Source organism: Sulfitobacter sp. DSM 110093 (assembly GCF_022788715.1).
Lineage (GTDB): Bacteria > Pseudomonadota > Alphaproteobacteria > Rhodobacterales > Rhodobacteraceae > Sulfitobacter.
The window spans coordinates 1106120-1124809 of record NZ_CP085167.1 but is presented as its reverse complement, the minus strand read 5'-3'; the positions used below and the strand labels follow the sequence as shown (position 1 = coordinate 1124809).

The 18690-nt window shown below is 62.4% G+C and carries 19 protein-coding genes and 1 riboswitch; of the genes, 5 read left to right on the top strand and 14 right to left on the bottom strand.

Annotated features, from left to right (window positions below; translation table 11 throughout):
* Positions 1-25: 25 nt before the first annotated feature.
* The 5 genes from DSM110093_RS05465 to DSM110093_RS05445 form a co-directional block, all read right to left on the bottom strand.
* Entirely contained in the window at positions 26-274 is a 249-nt protein-coding gene (locus DSM110093_RS05465; RefSeq protein WP_243267044.1) for a hypothetical protein, read from the bottom strand.
* A 217-nt stretch (positions 275-491) separates the two neighbouring features.
* Complete coding sequence (gene folE2 / locus DSM110093_RS05460; RefSeq protein ID WP_243267043.1) at positions 492-1583, bottom strand: GTP cyclohydrolase FolE2; 1092 nt, start codon at positions 1581-1583, stop codon at positions 492-494.
* A gap of 77 nt (positions 1584-1660) precedes the next feature.
* Positions 1661-2848 (bottom strand): O-succinylhomoserine sulfhydrylase, encoded by a 1188-nt coding sequence (gene metZ, locus DSM110093_RS05455; RefSeq protein ID WP_243267042.1) that lies wholly within the window; start codon positions 2846-2848, stop codon positions 1661-1663.
* Between the two features lie 65 nt (positions 2849-2913).
* A riboswitch (SAM riboswitch) is annotated at positions 2914-2990 on the bottom strand.
* Positions 2991-3047: 57 nt separating this feature from the next.
* On the bottom strand, positions 3048-3653 hold the full coding sequence (locus DSM110093_RS05450; protein WP_120351411.1) for an inner membrane-spanning protein YciB: 606 nt from the start codon (positions 3651-3653) through the stop codon (positions 3048-3050).
* 10 nt (positions 3654-3663) lie between these two features.
* Complete coding sequence (locus DSM110093_RS05445; RefSeq protein WP_243267041.1) at positions 3664-4566, bottom strand: DMT family transporter; 903 nt, start codon at positions 4564-4566, stop codon at positions 3664-3666.
* 63 nt (positions 4567-4629) lie between these two features.
* Between DSM110093_RS05445 and DSM110093_RS05440 the strand changes: the two genes are divergently transcribed.
* Positions 4630-5115 carry an MgtC/SapB family protein gene (locus DSM110093_RS05440; protein WP_243267040.1) on the top strand — a complete coding sequence of 162 codons (486 nt, stop codon included), beginning with the start codon at positions 4630-4632 and terminating at the stop codon, positions 5113-5115.
* A 33-nt stretch (positions 5116-5148) separates the two neighbouring features.
* On the opposite strand, the gene ftsY is transcribed toward DSM110093_RS05440, so the two are convergent.
* On the bottom strand, positions 5149-6537 hold the full coding sequence (gene ftsY / locus DSM110093_RS05435) for a signal recognition particle-docking protein FtsY (RefSeq protein WP_243267039.1): 1389 nt from the start codon (positions 6535-6537) through the stop codon (positions 5149-5151).
* Between the two features lie 95 nt (positions 6538-6632).
* The gene (locus tag DSM110093_RS05430) at positions 6633-8345 is read right to left on the bottom strand and encodes an NAD(P)H-dependent oxidoreductase subunit E (protein ID WP_243267038.1); all 1713 of its coding nucleotides are present in this window, start codon (positions 8343-8345) and stop codon (positions 6633-6635) included.
* Between the two features lie 162 nt (positions 8346-8507).
* Here DSM110093_RS05430 and DSM110093_RS05425 point away from each other — a divergent pair, with 162 nt between their 5' ends.
* Both DSM110093_RS05425 and DSM110093_RS05420 read left to right on the top strand, forming a co-directional pair.
* On the top strand, positions 8508-9509 hold the full coding sequence (locus DSM110093_RS05425; protein ID WP_243267037.1) for an alkane 1-monooxygenase: 1002 nt from the start codon (positions 8508-8510) through the stop codon (positions 9507-9509).
* Between the two features lie 41 nt (positions 9510-9550).
* Positions 9551-9940: a hypothetical protein gene (locus tag DSM110093_RS05420; RefSeq protein ID WP_243267036.1), complete on the top strand. Its 390-nt coding sequence runs from the start codon at positions 9551-9553 to the stop codon at positions 9938-9940.
* A 6-nt stretch (positions 9941-9946) separates the two neighbouring features.
* Here the strand turns inward: DSM110093_RS05420 and xseA are convergent, their stop codons facing one another.
* Complete coding sequence (gene xseA / locus DSM110093_RS05415; protein WP_243267035.1) at positions 9947-11509, bottom strand: exodeoxyribonuclease VII large subunit; 1563 nt, start codon at positions 11507-11509, stop codon at positions 9947-9949.
* Between the two features lie 70 nt (positions 11510-11579).
* On the opposite strand from xseA, the gene purD reads away from it, so the two are divergent.
* On the top strand, positions 11580-12845 hold the full coding sequence (gene purD, locus DSM110093_RS05410; RefSeq protein ID WP_243267034.1) for a phosphoribosylamine--glycine ligase: 1266 nt from the start codon (positions 11580-11582) through the stop codon (positions 12843-12845).
* Between the two features lie 30 nt (positions 12846-12875).
* Here the strand turns inward: purD and DSM110093_RS05405 are convergent, their stop codons facing one another.
* Positions 12876-13571 (bottom strand): VCBS repeat-containing protein, encoded by a 696-nt coding sequence (locus DSM110093_RS05405; RefSeq protein ID WP_243267033.1) that lies wholly within the window; start codon positions 13569-13571, stop codon positions 12876-12878.
* Positions 13571-13894 carry a 2Fe-2S iron-sulfur cluster-binding protein gene (locus tag DSM110093_RS05400; protein WP_243267032.1) on the bottom strand — a complete coding sequence of 108 codons (324 nt, stop codon included), beginning with the start codon at positions 13892-13894 and terminating at the stop codon, positions 13571-13573. Before DSM110093_RS05400 ends, DSM110093_RS05405 begins: the two co-directional genes overlap by 1 nt.
* A 167-nt stretch (positions 13895-14061) precedes the next feature.
* Here DSM110093_RS05400 and DSM110093_RS05395 point away from each other — a divergent pair, with 167 nt between their 5' ends.
* A complete protein-coding gene (locus DSM110093_RS05395; protein WP_243267031.1) occupies positions 14062-14613 on the top strand; it encodes a peptidoglycan-binding domain-containing protein in 552 nt (183 codons plus the stop codon).
* A gap of 56 nt (positions 14614-14669) precedes the next feature.
* Here the strand turns inward: DSM110093_RS05395 and DSM110093_RS05390 are convergent, their stop codons facing one another.
* From DSM110093_RS05390 to hflK, 4 genes are all read right to left on the bottom strand, one after another.
* On the bottom strand, positions 14670-16157 hold the full coding sequence (locus DSM110093_RS05390; RefSeq protein ID WP_243267030.1) for a DegQ family serine endoprotease: 1488 nt from the start codon (positions 16155-16157) through the stop codon (positions 14670-14672).
* A 208-nt stretch (positions 16158-16365) separates the two neighbouring features.
* Positions 16366-16560 (bottom strand): DUF2065 domain-containing protein, encoded by a 195-nt coding sequence (locus DSM110093_RS05385; RefSeq protein WP_243267029.1) that lies wholly within the window; start codon positions 16558-16560, stop codon positions 16366-16368.
* Positions 16557-17456 (bottom strand): protease modulator HflC, encoded by a 900-nt coding sequence (locus DSM110093_RS05380; RefSeq protein WP_243267028.1) that lies wholly within the window; start codon positions 17454-17456, stop codon positions 16557-16559. Before DSM110093_RS05380 ends, DSM110093_RS05385 begins: the two co-directional genes overlap by 4 nt.
* Positions 17456-18688: an FtsH protease activity modulator HflK gene (hflK, locus tag DSM110093_RS05375; protein ID WP_243267027.1), complete on the bottom strand. Its 1233-nt coding sequence runs from the start codon at positions 18686-18688 to the stop codon at positions 17456-17458. The genes DSM110093_RS05380 and hflK overlap by 1 nt, the downstream gene beginning before the upstream one ends.
* Positions 18689-18690: the final 2 nt, after the last annotated feature.

Below are 18690 nucleotides of genomic sequence, written 5' to 3'. Positions count from 1 at the left end.
CGATTTGGCCCCGGTCCGTGACGTCTTAGATGTAGTAGAGGTCTTTGAAAACGTGGTGAACGATGTCGTCACGTTTGACGCCCATGGCAGCCAGTTCTTCGTCGCTTTTGGCCTGCAGGACTTGGACCTGTTCAAACCGGCGGTGGGCGGTTGAGCCCATCATGATGCCGTGGCCGATCCCCGCAAAAAAGCGGCGCAGTCCGGCACCGGCGCGCCGTAGCCCTTCTAGGGGTGAAGCGGAATGGGCGGGATGAGCAGTGCTCTGGTAGGTCATCTGATTGCCTTTGCAATTTGCAGTGTTTCGATGACCGTTAGATAGGCAATGCTGCGCCGCAGCAGAACCGACGTTTTCGCATAGCGGCTGGGCGTGGCTTGCAGGGCTTAGATGCGACTATGCGCGAATATCACGCTACGGCGCGGGTTTTACCCCGAGAAAGCGCGCCGCTGCAGAGGCAAACAACCCATAGCTGAACAACCCGCAGTGAAACGGGTCAACCGACGTGGAACAGCGTGTTGAACATTTTGGGATCAATACTTTGCGCCGCGAAAGTATCGCCTTGGGTCAACACACTGATTGCGTCATGGCTGTGCAGACTTTCCTGATGGCTGGCGACAATGCGAAAATCGCCTACCCGCCCATCGGCCAAAAGCTGTTCACAAAACAGCCGCGCGGCATCCTCAACGAAGATCGGATTGGCGGCGTTAAGTTCGGCGAACGCCTGTTCATCCTCGCGTTTGACCATCACCTGCGTCTCAGTCGGCACAGCGCGGCGGCATATTTCGACCAAGTCTTCGAACCACAGACAATCGCCCTCGTCCTGAGTCTCGACTGAAATACGCGCCACGGAACGCTGCGAGTGCGGCGTGGCCAACTGCCCCCGCGTTTCCCGCGCGTGTTCGCTGAGTTCCAGCGAACAGGGGCAGGTGCTGGAATAGACGTAATCGAGATGCACGATCTTTTTGCGCTCTCCGTCCTGCTCAACCAGTTCCAGTGCGATGTCGTAATACTGATAGCCCGTCAGCCCCGAGCGCAAACTGCCGATCTTCATCGGGAAAGAGAAGCGCATCTGGATCCGCGCATCCAAGCTTTCGAGATCGGTCTTATAATCATCCAGCGCCGCTTCGATCACCTCAAAGCTAAAGGTCGCCTCGGCGTGGCGGTAAAAGCTGCGCATGATGCGGGACATGTTGATGCCCTTCTTCTCCGCGTCGAGCGAGACCGAGCCGGTGACTGAGGTTTCAAGGCGCAAATCCCCGCCCTCACGGCTGCGGTAACGGATCGGCAGGCGAAAGTTCGAGATGCCGACATGCTGGATCAACTGCTGCGCGCCCCGGATCAGGCTGGAGGGGCCGTTTTGCAGATCCGGCAGGCTGGCGCGGTAGTTGTCGCCTGCGGTGAAGTCCTCGGGGTAGGCACGGCTCAGCGCCGGGTAGTCAGCGGGCGCGAGCATCCGCGCCATCGCCGGATCGAGGGCTGCGATCTCTGCCGGGGTGGCCGTATCGGCCCAAGCGCGCAGTGTGGCGAGCGCAGCCTCCGCCGCGCTTCGATCCGGTGTTTCGGACATCTCTGTCACGATGTTCATTGCGCGGCCCTCCGGTCTGTCACCCTATATGTATGATGCGCGGGGCAAAAATGCCACCGCGCCCGCGACACATCAGGTCAGGCCGCCGCCGCGTCCAAGGCTTGCAGCAGATCGGCCTTGAGATCGCCAGTATATTCCAGCCCCACGCTGACCCGCACGAGGCCCGGCGTAATGCCCAAAAGGTCTTTGGTTTCCTGCGGCAAACGCTGGTGCGTCGTGGTCGCGGGGTGGGTCACGATGGTCTTTGCATCGCCGAGGTTGTTGGAAATCACCCCAACCTGCAGCGCATTCAGAAAAGCGAAAGCCGCCGCTTTGCCGCCTTTGAGGTCGATTGAGAGCACCGTGCCCCCTGCCCCCATCTGCTGCACCGCCAGCGCGTTTTGAGGATGCGCGGAGAGGCCGGGGTAAAGCACCCGCGCCAACGCCGCATGCCCTTCCAGCGCTTCGGCCAATTCTTGTGCGCTGGCCGCCTGTGCCCGCACGCGAAGGTCAATGGTTTCCAATCCCTTAAGCATGATCCACGCGGTGAACGGGCTCATCGAGCCGCCAGTGTGTTTCATATAGGGCTCAAGCGTGCCGCGGATGAAATCACGGCTGCCCAGCACCACCCCGCCAAGCGCGCGGCCCTGCCCGTCGATATGTTTGGTCGCCGAATAGACCACCACATCCGCCCCCTGCGAAATCGCACGGGAGAACACCGGCGTGGCAAACACGTTATCGACCACCACCAGCGCGCCCTTGGCATGGGCCAGTTCGGCGACGGCTTCGATGTCGATCACCTCAAGCGTGGGATTGGCAACGGATTCAAAGAACACCGCGCGGGTGTCGTCGCGGATCGCGGCCTCCCATGCAGCCAGATCGCTGCCATCGACGAAAGTGACCTCAACGCCATAGCGGCCAAGGATTTCTTCGAGCACATAGATACAGGAGCCGAAAAGGGCCCGGGCCGACACCACATGATCGCCCGCTTTCAGCATTGAGATCAGCGCACCCGAGACCGCCGCCATGCCGCTGGCCGTGGCGAATGCATCTTCGGCCCCTTCCAGCGTGGCGATACGGTCTTCGAACATGGCGACCGTGGGGTTGCCATAGCGGGCGTAGATGAACTCATCCGGGCCGATCTCTTCAAACCGCGCCTCCGCCTGTTCGGCGCTGTCATAGACGAACCCTTGGGTGAGGTAGATCGCCTCGCTCACCTCGCCATACTGGCTGCGGCGGGTGCCTGCGTGGATCGCTTGGGTGCGTGGGTGACGGTCGTTGCTCATCTATCTCATCCTTCCGACCCGACCATGCGGGCATAAAAAAACCCCAGACGCGGCCAAGCGAAAGGGGGTCTTTCATCCTGACCTTTTAGCGGCATGTTTAACGTGGCCCACAATCCGGTAACAAATCGCCACGCGGGGTGGATTACGCCGCGCGACGCTGCAGGTCAACAGTTTCGCGCGGGCATAGTTTAAGTTCGGGTCAGCTTTGGTCTTTCTTCTCGCCGTAAGCTTCGAATAATTTGCCCTGCGCCATGAAGAAAACGAAAATCGCCGCCGTCAGGCCAAAGGTTTTGAAGTAGACCCATGTGTCAGTCGAGAAGAACCGCCAGATGAGCTCATTCGCCAGCGCCAAACCAAAGAAGAAAAACATCAGCCGCTTGGTCAGCAGCATCCAGCCCTCATCGCGCAGGGGCATCATCTCTTCCATGACGTATTTTAGGTACGACTGCCCGCGCAGCAGGCCAACCGCCAAGAGGCCACCGAAAAGCACATAGATCAACGTCGGTTTCATCTTGAAAAAGCGGTCGTCGTTCAGCCAGACCGACAGCCCGCCAAAGATCACCACCAGCACCACGGTGGCGACCTGCATCCGGCTCAGCTTGCCCGTCAGCGCCCAAAGCGCCCCGGTCGACAGCACCAGCAAAGGCACGAACATCGCAGTAACAACGATGAAGCCGTCATATTCGGTCCCGCCAAAGGTGTAGGTGTTATCCTTGAGCCACAGATAGGCGACGAGGAAGGCCAGCACCGGCCCGTATTCCAAGCCTGCACGCAGCATTGGGTTGATCTCTCTTGGTTCTGACATGCCTGTTCCTTCAGCCGCCCATTTCAACAATCACCGCCCCGCCCGCGATCAGCGCCATCAGCGCAATGCGGCGCGGGCCGACGGTTTCTTTCAGCACCAGCACGCCGATCAGCGCGGCGAAAACGGTCGAAGTCTCGCGCAGCACCGCCGCCTCGCCCACCTTATCTAGCCGCGTGGCCAGCATGACCGACCCAAAGCTCGCGAAAGCAATGAACCCGCCGATCACGCCGCGCAGCATCAGCGGCGCCACTTCCGGCGGGTTCTCCATCCGTTGCCAGCGCCCCCATGCAATCACCGGCATCACCAGCCCGTCGATCATGAAAAACCACGCGAGGAAGGTAAACGGGTCCGCCGTGGCGCGAATGCCATAGGCGTCATATGTGGTGTAAAGCGCCACGAACAAGCCCGTCAGCACCGCAAGCCCCAAGGCCGCGTGCAGCGTATCGCGGGCCGCGACCAGATTGCGCAGGTTATAAACCGCCAGCCCGAAGATACCGCTGAGCAGCACGGCCACTCCCAGCCACTGCACCGCGTTGAACCGCTCACCAAAGATCAGATAGGCCCCCACCACGGCAAAAAGCGGCCCCGTGCCGCGCACCACCGGGTAGACCACCGTATAAGCGCCCTTGGTATAGGCCCAAGCCTGCAACAGCTTATAGATCACATGGATCACGAAAGCGCCGAGGAAAATCAGCCACATATGCGGCTCGGGCCATGGCACGACGAACAATGCAAACGGCGCGGCCATCACGCAATAGGACGCATCAATCGCCCCGCGTGTCAGCCACGGATCATGTCGCCCCTTTTGCAACGCGCCAAATACCGCATGTAGAAAGGCCGCCGAGAGCGCCAGCCAAAGCGCTGCGGTATGGCCCGCAGGGGTGCCTTCGATTGACAGAAGCCATTCGGTCATTGCGGAACCACCCGACATGCGAAAGGTTTATGTCCCAAAGCCCTATCTACAAACGGAATTTCCATGCTCGAAAGCCTACTTGATGACCTGACCAATAGTTTCTCTGCCGTACCGGTCACCGTCGCCGCTGCGCGGCTGCTGATGGCGGCGTTTCTTGCGGGTGTCGTGGGGTATGAGCGCGAGCGGCGCGACAAGCCTGCGGGGCTGCGAACGCATATCATGGTCGCCATCGCGGCCTGCCTTTTCATCATTATCGGGCAAGAGCTTAGCAGCTTGGAATTCGGAGACGGCGACCAGATGCGTTTCGACCCTCTACGCCTGATCGAAGCGGTCACGGCGGGCGTCGCCTTCCTCGCCGCAGGGATCATTTTCACATCCAACGGCGAAGTGCGCAACATCACCACTGGCGCATCGATGTGGCTGGCGGGGGCGATTGGTTTGTCATGTGGCGCAGGGCAAATTTTACTGGCCTGCCTCACCGCGGGGATCGTGGTCAGCGTTCTGACGGTTCTGCGTTGGATTGAGCGAAAGCTCGGCACCCACGAGTAATCAGAGCCGCCGCGCAGGGCGACCGAGGCGTCGTTAGGCATCCGTACCAACCAATGCGGCGGCAAATTCATCGGGATCAAAGGGAGACAGGTCATCGATCTGCTCGCCCACACCGACAGCATGGATCGGCAGGCCAAAGCGATCTGCCAGCGCCACCAGCACGCCGCCCTTGGCGGTGCCGTCGAGTTTGGTCATAACCAGACCGCTGACATCCGAAATCTCCTGGAAAACCTTCACCTGATTAACCGCGTTCTGCCCGGTCGTCGCGTCCAGCACCAAAAGCGTGTTATGCGGCGCGGTCTCGTCCTTTTTGCGGATGACGCGGACGATTTTGGCCAATTCCTCCATCAGGTCGCCCCGGTTTTGCAAACGGCCTGCGGTGTCGATCAGCAGCAGATCGGCGCCTTCCTCCTGCGCGCGGCCCATGGCGTCGAAGGCAAGGCTGGCGGGGTCGCTGCCCTGCGCTGCGGTCAGCACGGGCACCCCTGCGCGTTCGCCCCAGACCTGCAATTGCTCCACCGCGGCGGCGCGGAAAGTGTCACCCGCGGCGATCACGACCTTCTTGCCCGCCGCACGGAATTGCGAGGCCAGCTTGCCGATGGTCGTGGTCTTGCCCGAGCCGTTCACGCCGACTACGAGCACGACCTGCGGGGTCTTGGAATAGATCGGCAGGGGCCGCGCCACAGGCTCCATGATGCGGCTAACTTCGCTGGCGAGCAGTTGTTTGATCTCTGCCACCGACAGTTTCTTGCCAAAGCGCCCCTCGGCCATATTCGCGGTGACCCGCAGGGCCGTATCAACGCCCATATCGGCGCTGATCAACAACTCTTCGAGCTGTTCGAGCATGTCATCGTCAAGCGTTCGGCGCACCACGGTCTGAGCCGTGCTGCGGCCCATCAGGCGGCCCAAAATACCCGGCTTGGCGGACGCGGCATCGGCAGGGGTTTCGTCCAGCGCAGGCGCAACCGGGGTCATCGCTTCGCGCAGGTCGACTGGGGGAACTTCTGAAGGGGTCGGAGCGGGTTCAGGATCAACGGCGGGCGGCATCTGTTCGGGCTCAGGCGTTGGTTCGGGTTCAGGCGCGGGCCTTGGCTGCGGCTCCGGCTCAGGCGTTGGAGCAGGTTCGGGGTCGGGTATAGTTACCGGCTCAGGCGCAGGGGTTGGCTCTGGTACTGGGTCCGGCTCAGGCGTTGGGGCGGGTTCGGGTGCCTGCTCATCCTCTTCAGCGGCCAGCATCGGGCCGCTGTCCTCCTGCCCGTCGGGCATCACATCAGGCGCCGCGCCGGGCTGGTCCATCACCGCATCCACGGGGGCCGCTTCGGCCTCCGTTTCGCCGCCATCGCTGACAATCGCCTCTAGCCCCTCGTCGATCTTGGACGAGGATTTGAACAAGCGGTCCTTGAGCTTCGTGAAGAAGGCCATTGGCGTCTCCCATGCAGTTTCTTCTTGATCTATAGGCTTGCCCCTCCAGATGGAAGGGTGCCCGATCAGATCAACACCGCCGGGAGGGGTCGCGGTCAGATTTCGTCAGGAAAATGCTTCAGCACCAGCCGGATCGGGTTCGGCGCCGCCTGCCCCAGCCCGCAGATCGAGGCGTCGACCATCGCGGTCGACAACTCCTCCAACAACCCTTGATCCCAGCGGTCCTCTTGCATCAGCTTGACCGCCTTTTCGCAGCCCACCCGGCAGGGCGTGCATTGGCCGCAGCTTTCATCCTCGAAAAACCTGAGCATGTTGAGCGCGGCCGCGCGGGCGCTGTCATGTTCCGAGAGGACAACCACCGCCGCCGAACCGATGAACGACCCATGCGGTTGCAGCGTATCGAAATCGAGCGGCACGTCATCCATCGACGCGGGCAACAGGCCAGAGGACGGCCCGCCCGGTTGATACGCCTTCAGCACATGCCCCTCGGCCATGCCACCCGCCGCCGCGATGATATCGGTGATGGTCGACCCCGCAGGCAGCACATACATCCCCGGCTGCGCCACCCGCCCCGAGACCGAGTAGCTGCGCAGCCCCTTGCGGCCATTCTTCTCGGTGGCGTTCAACACCTGCGGCCCTTCGCGGCAGATGCGGGCGATCCAGTGCAGGGTCTCTATGTTGTGCACCAATGTCGGACGGCCAAAGACACCGACCTGCGCCACATAGGGCGGGCGGTGACGCGGCAACCCGCGTTTGCCTTCGATGCTTTCGATCATCGCGCTCTCTTCGCCGCAGATATAGGCGCCCGCCCCGCGGCGCAGATCGACATAACCGGTGGTGATAACGCCGGCATCCTCCAACGCCGCGATCTCACGGCGCAGGATGTCCAGCACCGCCGGGTATTCGTCGCGCATGTAGAGGAAGACTTTTTCAGCCTCGACCGCCCATGCCGCGATCAACATCCCTTCGAGGAAAAGATGCGGGCTGCGTTCGAGATACCAGCGGTCCTTGAAGGTGCCCGGCTCGCCCTCATCGCCGTTCACCGCCAGATAGCGTGGGCCAGGATTAGCACGTACAAATCCCCATTTTTTGCCTGAGGGGAAGCCCGCCCCGCCAAGCCCGCGCAGCCCGGCCTCTAGCAGTTGTTCTTGCACCGCTTCCCAATCACCGCTCTGACGCAGGTTCAACAGCGCGTCGTAACCCCCTGATGCTGCGTAGGTTTCGTAGGCCTCATAGTCAGGCAGACGGACATGGGTATCCCCAGCCCCTATCGCCGCGAGCACCTTTTCGGGCGTTGCGTGGTCGATATGGTTGTGGCCCAGCTCCAACACCGGCGCGGTGTCGCAGCGCCCCATGCAGGGCGCGCGCAGCACGCGGACCTGCGCAGAGTCCAGCCCCTCCTCAAGCGCCGATTTTAACGCCTGCGCCCCGGCCAGTTCGCAAGACAGCGAATCGCAGACACGGATGGTCAGCGCGGGCGGTGGGATTTCGCCCTCTTTCACCACGTCGAAATGGGCGTAGAAACTGGCGACCTCATAGACTTCGGCCATCGACAGGCGCATCTCTTCGGCCAAGGCGCGCAGATGCGCGGCAGAGAGGTGTCCATAGCGGTCTTGGATCAGATGCAGGAACTCGATCAGCAGATCGCGGCGGCGCGGGCGGTCGCCCAACAGCACGCGAACGTCCTCCCAAGCCGCGTCCTGCACTTGTCGCCCCTTGGGGTGATGCCGCCCCTTGCCTTTGCCGGATTTCCAGACGCCCTTTTGCGGTTCCTGCCCCGTCGCTTTGCCGTGATCATCCAGCGCCATGTCGTTCCCCCCCGCATCGCTTTCAGCAGTCGTAGCAAATCAAGGCCCAGCCCGGCGATCAAAAAGCGACAATCGCGCGGGTGTTTGCGTTGTGCGCGGGCCGTGCGGCGGGCAGAATGGCGCGGATGCGCCGCAAGGCGGGCCATGAGGAGGGGAAAGCGCATGCTCTGGTATGTGATCGCAAGTATGACGCCAGCGGTGTTTGTCACCGCCGCCGCCCTCTGGGGCGGGGTCTGGCCTGCGCTGGCGCTTTTGTCGATCACGGTTCATGTCGCCTTTATGGACCGATTGGGCCGCGCGCTGACCCTTTCCGACAGGTCCGGTCGCGCGCTGACACTGACATTGGCTGCTGTGCATTTCATGCTGCTGCCGCTTGGGGTCTGGGCGATTGGCGGCGCCCCGCATCTTGAGGTGCTGGACCGCGTACTGATCTTTGCCGCCCTCGGTCTGTTTCTAGGCCAGATCAGCAATTCCAACGCGCATGAGTTGATCCACGCATCCCGCCGCCTGCCCCGGCGGATCGGCACGGCGGTCTATATCTCTTTGCTGCACGGGCATCACGTCTCGGCCCATCTGCGGGTGCATCACCCCGCCGCCGCCACCCCCGCCGATCCCAATTCCGCGCCCAAGGGCATGGGGTTCTGGCGGTTTCTTCTCAGCGCAAGTTTGGGGGAGTTTCGCGCCGGGTTGCAGGCCGACAACGCGCAGCGGGCGCGCAAGACGGGGGCGAAGGGGCTGCACCCCTATGCGATCTACCTCGGCGGTGCCGCACTGGCCCTGTTCACGGCGTTGCTTTTGGGCGGCATCACCGGGCTGTTCGCCTATCTTGGCCTTGCTGCCTATGCACAGATGCAACTGCTGCTGTCGGACTATGTGCAGCATTACGGGCTGCGGCGGCAGCAACGCCCCGATGGCCGGTTCGAGCCGATTGGCCCGCAACACAGTTGGAACGCGCCGAAATGGTATTCTGCGGCCATGATGCTGAACGCCCCGCGCCATTCGGACCACCACATGCGCCCCGCCCGCGCCTTTCCGGCGTTGGAAGTGACCGAAGAGATGCCGAAACTGCCCTATTCCCTGCCCATCATGGCGGTGATCGCGCTTGTGCCACCGCTCTGGCGTCGGGTGATGGACCGCCGCGTGGCGCGGTGGCGCCGCGGCTGATCCCACTGGCGCGGGAAGCGGGCTTCTGGCAGGCTGGCATCATGAGACATGCCCTCGCCCTGATCTGCGCCCTCCTGCCCCTGCCCGCCCTGGCCGAGATGTCGGCGGCGGAGTTCGAGGCCTATACGCAGGGCAAGACGCTTTACTACGGCCAGTCCGGTGCGCCCTATGGGGCCGAGGTCTATCACAAGGATCGCCGCGTGCAGTGGTCCTTTCTTGATGGCCGCTGCAAGGAGGGACGTTGGTATGAGGCCGAGGGGCTGATCTGTTTCGTCTACGAAGACGACCCCACCCCGCAATGCTGGAGCTTTACCGAAAGCCCATCTGGGCTGGTCGCCCGGTTTGAGAATGACCCAAGCCAGACCGAGCTTTACGAGGCGCAGGAGCAGAACGACCCTCTGCTCTGTCTCGGGCCCGAAGTCGGGGTTTGAGCGGCCTTAGCCCTCGCCTTTGACCGCCAGCCGACCGTCGGCGAATTCGATTTCCAGATGTGCCGCGTTCTTGGCAGCTTCCGCACTTGTCACCACATCGCCATCGCCACGCACCACGGCGAAACCACGGGCGAGCGTTTCGCGGTAGCCAAGCGTGCCGAGCGTCCGGCCCATCGCGTCGATCTGGCGGCGACGGCGGTCTTGATCGGCGCGGCCTGCGCGCGCCAGCCGGGCGAGCACCTCCTTCAATCTCTGGTCTTGGCGGGAAAGATCGCGGAGCAACACCTCTGGGCGGAAGGTTTGCGTGCGGTCCAACAACCGTTCACGACGACGCAGGATTTGCCGCTGGAGCACCTCGGGGTGAAACCGGTCGATCCTTGTCCCGAGCCGTTCACGCTGCCCTGCCAGGTTGCGTTGCCATGCGGGGTCAAGCCTTGCCGAAAGCTGGGCCAGCCGCTGACGATCAGCCTCCAACTGGCGACGCAGGGTGCCGGGACGCAGGGCACCGGACATATCGGCCAGCTTCACACGACGGCCTTGGACGCCTGCGATCAGCGCGGGGGCAAGCTTCTCCCCTCCGCGATCAAGGCGCTGGCGCGGCCCTTCCAACAGCGTGTCCGCCCGCGGCAAGGCCCGCGCCAGATCCCGCATCCGCTGTCCGCGCCGTGTCAGCCCTTGGCTCAACGCCTGACGCATCCTTGCACCTTGCCCCTCCAGCCATGCCGCCAGTTCATGCCGCACGGGCACCGCCAATTCCGCCGCTGCGGTCGGCGTCGGCGCGCGTTTGTCTGAAACGAAATCGATCAGCGTCGTGTCGGTCTCATGCCCCACGGCAGAGATCAGCGGGATCTCCGAAGCCGCCGCCGCGCGTGCGACGCTTTCCTCGTTAAAACCCCAAAGGTCTTCGACCGATCCCCCACCCCGGGCCACGATCAGCAGCTCGGGCCGGGGCAATGCGCCACCGGGGGTCAGCCGGTTGAACCCTTCAATGGCGCGCACCACCTCGGGCGCGCATTTTGCGCCCTGTACGGCAACCGGCCAGATCAGCACCTTGCGCGGGAACCGGTCGCGCAGCCGGTGCAGAATGTCGCGGATCACGGCCCCCGAGGGCGAGGTCACCACGCCGATGATCTCAGGCAGATAGGGCAGCGGGCGTTTGCGCTCGGGGGCAAAAAGCCCCTCCGCCGCCAGCGCCGCCTTGCGTTTCTCCAAGAGCGCCATCAGCGCGCCCATGCCCGCCGGTTTGATATCTTCAATGACGATCTGATATTTCGACTGCCCGCCAAAGGTGGTGATGCGCCCTGTAGCGATCACCTCCATCCCCTCTTCCGGCTCGGTCTCAAGCCGTGCGGTCACACCTTTCCAGATCACGCCCGAGATCACCGAGCGGTCGTCCTTCAGATCAAGATAAACATGCCCCGAGCGCGGACGGCTGACGCGCCCCACCTCACCGCGAATCCGGACATGGGCAAACTCACCCTCAATCACCCGTTTAATCGCGCCCGAAAGCTCGGTCACCGTGAATTCGGGGCTGTTTACACCGGGGGCGGGGTCGTCGAACAGATCCATCTGGGCACCTTGTGTCTGTGGGCACCCCAGCTTAGAACGCGGAGCAACGAAGTCCAAGGGAGTGCGCGGCATGAATATCCTGATCCTCGGCAGCGGTGGCCGCGAACATTCACTCGCTTGGGCGGTGATGCAGAACCCCAAATGTGACAAGCTGATCGTCGCGCCGGGCAATGCGGGCATCGCGGCCATCGCGCAATGCGCCAAGCTGGATATCATGGATGGTGCTGCGGTGGTGGCCTTCTGCGAGGGCAACAACATCGATTTCGTCATCATCGGCCCCGAAGCGCCCTTGGCCGCGGGTGTGGGTGACGATCTGCGCGCGGCTGGCTTTGATGTGTTCGGCCCCTCCAAAGCGGCGGCGGCGCTGGAAGCCTCCAAAGCCTTTACCAAGGAAATCTGCGACGCCTGCAATGCGCCCACGGCGGCCTATGGCCATTTCACCGACGCCGCCAGCGCCCGCGCCTATGTGGAAAAGCAAGGTGCGCCGATTGTCATCAAGGCCGACGGTCTGGCAGCGGGCAAGGGCGTCATCATCGCCATGACCGACGCCGAAGCCCTGGCCGCCGTGGATGAGATGTTCGACGGTGCCTTTGGCGATGCGGGCACGGAAGTCGTGATCGAAGAGTTCATGGAGGGCGAAGAGGCGTCCTTCTTCGTGCTCTGCGACGGGGAGACCGTGCTGCCCATCGGCACGGCCCAAGACCACAAGCGCGTCGGCGATGGCGACAGCGGCCCAAATACTGGCGGCATGGGGGCCTATTCCCCCGCCCCGGTGCTGAGTGACGAGATCGCCGAACGGGCACTGGATGAGATCATCCGACCCTGTATGGCCGAGATGGCCAAGCGCGGGATGCCGTATCAAGGCGTGCTCTACGCCGGGTTGATGATCAAAGACGGCCAGCCGCGTCTGGTGGAATATAACGTGCGCTTTGGCGACCCGGAATGCCAAGTGCTGATGATGCGCCTTGGCGCGCAGGCTTTTGATCTGATGCAGGCAACCGCCAAGGGCACGCTGAACGATATTCAGGTACACTGGGCCGAAGACCACGCGCTGACCGTGGTGATGGCGGCGGATGGCTACCCCGGCGATTATCAAAAAGGCAGTGAGATTAAGGGCTTGAAATCCTTACCCGAAGACAGCGCGAATATGGTGTTCCACGCGGGCACGGTGGCACAGGATGGGGCAATCTTGGCCAACGGCGGGCGCGTGCTGAACGTCACCGCGCGGGGCGCCACGCTGGCCGAGGCGCAAGAGCGTGCCTATGCGATGGTTGACGGAATCGATTGGCCCGAAGGGTTTTGCCGCCGTGACATCGGCTGGCGCGCGCTGAGCTAATCGGCGGCGGCTTAGGCCGCCCCAGCACTCTCACTCACAGGCAAGTGCCGTGGCAAAGCTTTCGGCCCCCTCAAAAGGGCCGATGTCGCGCGGCACAAGCTGCCCACCTTTCAGGATGACGCCCACCACGCGCTGCCAATCGGCATCCGCCAGCACCATTTCCGGCCCGGCACCGCAGTCGCGCAGGCCGCCCGAGATGAAGGACTCTCCGATTCGATGATTGGTCAGCCCCGGCATGTGGGCCATTTCGCTGAAACCGTCATTGGCAAAACGCCAGACCCGCAGCACCCGCGCCAGATGGGGCCGGTCGACATAGGCAATCTCAACGGCACCGTCACCGTCGAGATCGGCTGCGCCTATGGGTGCCAACCAACGGTTGCTTTGACCGATATGCGGAGTTTCGGTGATCTTCCCATCAGGGCCGTAGATCGCGAGCGCCGCTCCACGATTCATGTCGGTCTCGACGACTACAACCTCGGGCGCGCCATCGCCGGTCACGTCGACCAGCCGCGGGGCGATATCTTCGAAAACATGGTCACGGGGCAGATTGAAGCGTCGCGCGCTTCCGTCTGCCAAGGAAATCTGCACCCCACCCCATTCCAGCGCATCGCCCAGAATGCCATGGGCGTAGCGCCCGGTCGGGTGGATATAGCGCGCGGCGGTGATCGTCTCCGCCGCCGCACTTGTTGCGATCAGCGCCAGCAGTGCCGCGCCGACCGCCCGCATCAGATTTGCTTTTCGGGCATCTGCACACGCAGACCGTCCAGCGCATCGGTGACCTTGATCTGGCAGGTCAGCCGCGAGCGCGCGGGGTCAGGCTCGAACGCGAAGTCGAGCATGTCTTCTTCCATGTCGTCCATCGGGGTCAGTTTCTCTGCCCAAGCCGGGTCAACATAGACATGGCAGGTGGAACAAGCGCAGGCCCCGCCACAGTCGGCTTCGATGCCGGGAATGTTATTGTCCCGCGCGCCTTCCATGACCGTGAGACCATTGGCCACCTCGACCACATGTTCGGTGCCGGAGTGTTCGACATAGGTGATTTTGGCCATGATGATGCCCTTTCGTCCTAAAAGTTCGGCCTTGTTTAGCGGGCTATGGCAGCCGGTTCTAGCCCCCTTTTCGTGAGGTCACGCAGTGCGTGACATTGCGGTGGGCAAGGTCCGCGCATCCCGCTAGTCTGCACCGCAAACGACAGGCAAGCCCCGAGAGAACCGGCATGAAACAGCCCATCACATTCCGATCCGCCACCCTGCGCGGGGCGCTGCTCTTGGCGGTGGCCGGGATTGCGGGGTGTGACAGCACGACCCCGGCCACGCCGCGCCCGGAGCCGGGGGTATTAGAGGCGACGCGCGACGGCCCCGCAGGCGCGGCCGAGGGCAGTTGCTGGGGCCGCACGGTCAGCCCGGCGGTAATTGAAACGGTAACCGAACAGGTCGAAGTCACCCCCGCCAAGATGAACCCCGATGGCAGCATTGCCAAGCCGCCGGTCTACAAAACCGAGACACGGCAAGAGATTGTACGCGCGCGGGTCGACAACTGGTTTGAGACCCCCTGCCCGGATGTCCTCACGGTTGAGTTCAACAGCACATTGCAACGCGCACTACAGGCGCGTGGTTATTACAGCGGGCCGATCACGGGCGAGATGGACGCAGCCACGCGGCAGGCGGTGCGGCGCTATCAGGCGCAACAAGGGCCGAACAGTGAAGTGCTTTCGCTTACCACCGCCCGCGCGCTTGGGTTGGTGGCGGTGCCCCGGCAAGGCGGCTGATCCCGAAACGCAAAAGGGCGCCCGAAGGCGCCCTTATTAATCTCTACCTTAGCAGATCACTCAGCCAACGACAGCGCGACAAATCGCGGATCACCACCACGGCGCACGAGCAAGAGCAAAGACTTGCGCCCCGCATCTTTTGCCGCCTCAATACGCGCTTCCAGATCGGTGATGTTTGTCACCTTTTCCTGTCCCGCTTCGGTGATGATGTCGCCCATGCGAAGGCCTTTTTCAAAGGCTTCGGAAGTCTGATCAACATCCGTCACCGCAAGGCCGGTCATGCCATCATCCGCGCCAAGCTCGGCCCGCAGCGCATCCGTGAGTGGTGTCAGGGTCAGCCCCATCAACATCGTAGACTGCGGCTCGGCCTCGGAGCCATCCTCGGCATCTTCGTCCATAACCGCAGGAACCGCGCCATCCGCATCTTCGCGACGGCCCAGCACCACTTTTATGGTCTGGGTCTTGCCATCGCGTAGCACGGTCACACGCACGGTCGCGCCGACTGGGCTGTTGCCCACCTGACGGACCAAGCCGCGGGTATCGACAACTTCGACACCGTCGAAGGATTTGATAACGTCACCGGTTTTAAGCCCTGCCTCCCGCGCCGGCCCTTCTGGAACATCGGTGATCAGTGCGCCCACGGCTTTCTTGAGGCCCATGGCATCGGCAACATCATCGGTCACATCTTGAATGCGTACACCCAGCCAACCGCGGCGGGTCTCGCCGAACTCTTTCAACTGATCGATCACCCGTGTCACCACGTTGGAGGCCATCGAAAAGCCGATCCCGATGGAACCGCCATTGGGCGACAGGATTGCGGTGTTCACACCAATCACTTCGCCATCCATGTTAAACAACGGCCCGCCGGAGTTACCCCGGTTGATCGCGGCGTCGGTCTGGATGTAATCATCATAGGTGCCCGACAGCGCCCGGTTGCGGGCAGAGACGATGCCCGCAGAGACCGAGAAGCCCTGCCCCAGCGGGTTGCCCATGGCGATGACCCAATCACCAACACGCGCAGCGTTGCTATCCCCGAAAGAGACAAAGGGCAGCGGCTGTTTGGCTTCGACCTTCAGCAAGGCAATGTCGGTCTTGGGGTCGGTGCCGATCACCTCGGCGACGAGTTCCTCGCCCGAGAAGAATTCGATCGTGATCTCATCAGCGCTTTCGATAACGTGGTTGTTGGTCACCACATAGCCGTCTTCAGAGATCACAAAGCCAGAGCCGAGCGCCGAAGACCGACGCGGGCGGTTGCCCTCGCCGTCGTTGTTGCGGTCCTGAAACTCACGAAAGAAGTCTTCGAAAGGCGAGCCTTCGGGAACGATGCCCTGCGGCCCGGTGCGGCCCTCAACCGTGGTCGACGTGGTGATATTCACCACCGAGGGGCTGATTTTCTCGGCCAGTGGGGCGAGGCTTTCAGGTTTGGCCAGCGCCATGCTGGCTTGCAGGATCAAGAGGGTCAGCGCCATCACCCCCATTGCCATCGCTCGCATCCATTGGGTGTCTTGTGCTGTTTTGGACAGGGAAACCGCCTTGGCCTGCATTCATCGTCTCCTGATTGTTCCTGTTGTCGCCAACGTGGGCAGAGTGCATTCCGAACGGATGCGCTGCAACATCAAAGATGGGGCCGATCACGGGGTTTTCAACTGTGAAGAGCGTTGGGATTTGCAACTGCCTGCATCGCTTTTGCAGAAAATAGGCTGAAAGTTTTGCAATGGCGTCCCCATCCCCGCCGCACCCACGAGCGCGGCCCTAGATGCCTAATTGAAACGCCAGCCAGATCAGTATCAGCCCGGCCACCACAGCCAACGCGCCAAGCTGACGCAAGGCCGCCCCGGGGATGCGGCGCAACATCTCCAGCATCTGCTCCAAAAACGAAGGGGCCAGTGCGTACACCAGCCCCTCGAAAATCAGAACCGACCCTAAAGCCAGTAAAACAAGGCTCATTCGCGCTCGCCCTCGGCAGAGCGGCTGCCCTGATCCGAACGCAGGTAATTGAAGAACTCGCTGTCCGGTGACATCACCATAGTCGAGTTATCGCCCTGCAACGCCTGCTCATAGGCGGTCAACGATCGGTAGAATTCAAAGAATTCCTGATCCTTGCCATAGGCCTGTGCAAAGATGTTGTTCCGCTGGGCATCGGCCTCACCTTCGATAATACGCGCATCACGGCGCGCTTCCGAGAGGATCTCTTCGTAGGTCCGATCTGCAAGGGCGGTCACACGCTGCGCGGCTTCGCGGCCACGGGCGCGTTCATCGGTGGCTTCGCGCTCACGCTCGGCGATCATCCGCTGCAGGGTCGCGTCAAAGTTCTGCTCAGGCAGGTTGGTTTGACGCAGTCGCACATCCACGACCTTGAGGCCAAGCGCCTGAGCGCGGGCATCGGCGCGCACACGAATTTGCTCCATCAAATCAGAACGCTCAGGCGACAGGATCGTGTTGGAGGTTACACCTTGCGAACCGAGGACAGCACGGATTTGGCTTTCCATGATGCCGCCCATTTCGCTTTCGGCCTGACGTTCACCGCCCGCACCCAAAGCTTGGCGGTACTGAACCATATCGTCGATCCGGTAGAGCACGAATGCGTCGATTTCCAAACGGCGGTCATCGGCGGGGGTGACTTCGATCACTGGGGTTTCCAGCGACAGGATGCGGTCTTCGTAACGCACGACCTCATCCAAAAGCGGCACTTTAAAACCGATGCCCGGCTCATTGCGGACCTGTTTGATTTGACCAAAGCGCAGAACCAGCGCCTTTTCACGCTCGTCGACCACAAAAACCGAAGCCAGCACACCAACGATGGCGATGACGACGATGGGAACAAGTAGGCTCGTTTTACGCATCAGTTCGACCCTCCGCTGCGCCGCAGCTCGTTCAGTGGCAGATAGGGAACAACGCCTTGGCCATCTTGGCCGCTGCCGTTTTCGAGGATGATTTTATCCACGTCGCCCAGAACCTTTTCCATCGTCTCAAGATACAGCCGCTTGCGCGTTACTTCGGGCGCGTTGCGGTATTCTTCCAACACAGCCTCAAAGCGGCTGGCTTCACCCACGGCATCGTTCACCACACGGGCACGGTAGCCTTCGGAGGCTTCCAAAAGCTGCGCCGATTCACCACGTGCTTCGGCGGTACGACGGTTGGCATAGGCATCTGCCTGACGTTCTACCCGGTCGCGCTCCTGCTCGGCGGCCTGCACGTCGCGGAAAGCGTCGACGACTGACTGCGTGGTTGTGTTGCCGTTGGCGTCTGTGACCTGCACAGTCTGGCTGGGCGGATCGACCTTGTTCACGTTGACACGCAGCACGTTGATGCCGGTGTTGCGGTTATCAAGTGTGGTTTGGATCAACTCTTTGACCCGGTCGGCCACCGCACCACGATCCCGGTTCAGGATCGGAGCCAGTTCGGATTGGGCGATGACTTCGCGCATCGCGGATTCGGAAATCGCGCGCACCGACGCTTCGGGGTCGCGCAGCGAGAATTTAAAATCGCGGGCGTTCTTGATGTTCCAGACCACCTGAAAATCGATGTCGACAATGTTTTCATCCGTGGTCAGCATCAACCCTTCGTTGCCGCCGCCACCGCGCCGCACACCGAGCTCTTCGGTACGGTTGGTGGTCACATCAAAGACTTCGGCCGTGACCAGCGGCCAAGGGGCAAAGTTCAGACCCTCGGTGCCAATGCCGGAAAATTCGCCCAAGAACAGTTCGATCGACTGCTGTTCAGGGCGCACGGTGTAAAAGCTGGCAAAGCCCCAAAGCGCCACACCGGCCAGCAAAGCCAGCCCGACGGTGCTGCGGGTCACGCCCGGCCCGCCAGAGCCGCGGCCACCGCCGCCGGTGCCATTGCCCCGGTCGCCACCACGGCCGCCCATCAAGACGCGCAGCTGCTCTTGGCCCTTACGCACCAGATCGTCGATCTCGGGCATTTGCGGGCGGTCGCCGCCCTGCCCGCGTGGACCCTGCGGCCCGTCGTTGCGTCCCCCGTTGCCGCGGTCACCATTGGTGCCCCGGTCTCCGCCGTTGCCCCGGTTGCCGCCTCCGCCGCCCCCCCAGGGGCCTTGCGAATTTCCTGCCATTG

Coding starts and splice junctions, on each gene's coding strand:
- purD (WP_243267034.1), top strand. CDS start 11,580: ATGAATATCCTGATCCTCGGCAGCGGTGGCCGCGAACATTCACTCGCT.
- DSM110093_RS05445 (WP_243267041.1), bottom strand. CDS start 4,566: ATGACCGAATGGCTTCTGTCAATCGAAGGCACCCCTGCGGGCCATACC.
- DSM110093_RS05440 (WP_243267040.1), top strand. CDS start 4,630: ATGCTCGAAAGCCTACTTGATGACCTGACCAATAGTTTCTCTGCCGTA.
- DSM110093_RS05425 (WP_243267037.1), top strand. CDS start 8,508: ATGCTCTGGTATGTGATCGCAAGTATGACGCCAGCGGTGTTTGTCACC.
- DSM110093_RS05385 (WP_243267029.1), bottom strand. CDS start 16,560: ATGAGCCTTGTTTTACTGGCTTTAGGGTCGGTTCTGATTTTCGAGGGG.
- DSM110093_RS05380 (WP_243267028.1), bottom strand. CDS start 17,456: ATGCGTAAAACGAGCCTACTTGTTCCCATCGTCGTCATCGCCATCGTT.
- metZ (WP_243267042.1), bottom strand. CDS start 2,848: ATGAGCAACGACCGTCACCCACGCACCCAAGCGATCCACGCAGGCACC.
- ftsY (WP_243267039.1), bottom strand. CDS start 6,537: ATGGCCTTCTTCACGAAGCTCAAGGACCGCTTGTTCAAATCCTCGTCC.
- DSM110093_RS05420 (WP_243267036.1), top strand. CDS start 9,551: ATGAGACATGCCCTCGCCCTGATCTGCGCCCTCCTGCCCCTGCCCGCC.
- DSM110093_RS05450 (WP_120351411.1), bottom strand. CDS start 3,653: ATGTCAGAACCAAGAGAGATCAACCCAATGCTGCGTGCAGGCTTGGAA.
- DSM110093_RS05465 (WP_243267044.1), bottom strand. CDS start 274: ATGACCTACCAGAGCACTGCTCATCCCGCCCATTCCGCTTCACCCCTA.
- DSM110093_RS05405 (WP_243267033.1), bottom strand. CDS start 13,571: ATGCGGGCGGTCGGCGCGGCACTGCTGGCGCTGATCGCAACAAGTGCG.
- DSM110093_RS05395 (WP_243267031.1), top strand. CDS start 14,062: ATGAAACAGCCCATCACATTCCGATCCGCCACCCTGCGCGGGGCGCTG.
- DSM110093_RS05390 (WP_243267030.1), bottom strand. CDS start 16,157: ATGCAGGCCAAGGCGGTTTCCCTGTCCAAAACAGCACAAGACACCCAA.
- hflK (WP_243267027.1), bottom strand. CDS start 18,688: ATGGCAGGAAATTCGCAAGGCCCCTGGGGGGGCGGCGGAGGCGGCAAC.
- folE2 (WP_243267043.1), bottom strand. CDS start 1,583: ATGAACATCGTGACAGAGATGTCCGAAACACCGGATCGAAGCGCGGCG.
- xseA (WP_243267035.1), bottom strand. CDS start 11,509: ATGGATCTGTTCGACGACCCCGCCCCCGGTGTAAACAGCCCCGAATTC.
- DSM110093_RS05430 (WP_243267038.1), bottom strand. CDS start 8,345: ATGGCGCTGGATGATCACGGCAAAGCGACGGGGCAGGAACCGCAAAAG.
- DSM110093_RS05400 (WP_243267032.1), bottom strand. CDS start 13,894: ATGGCCAAAATCACCTATGTCGAACACTCCGGCACCGAACATGTGGTC.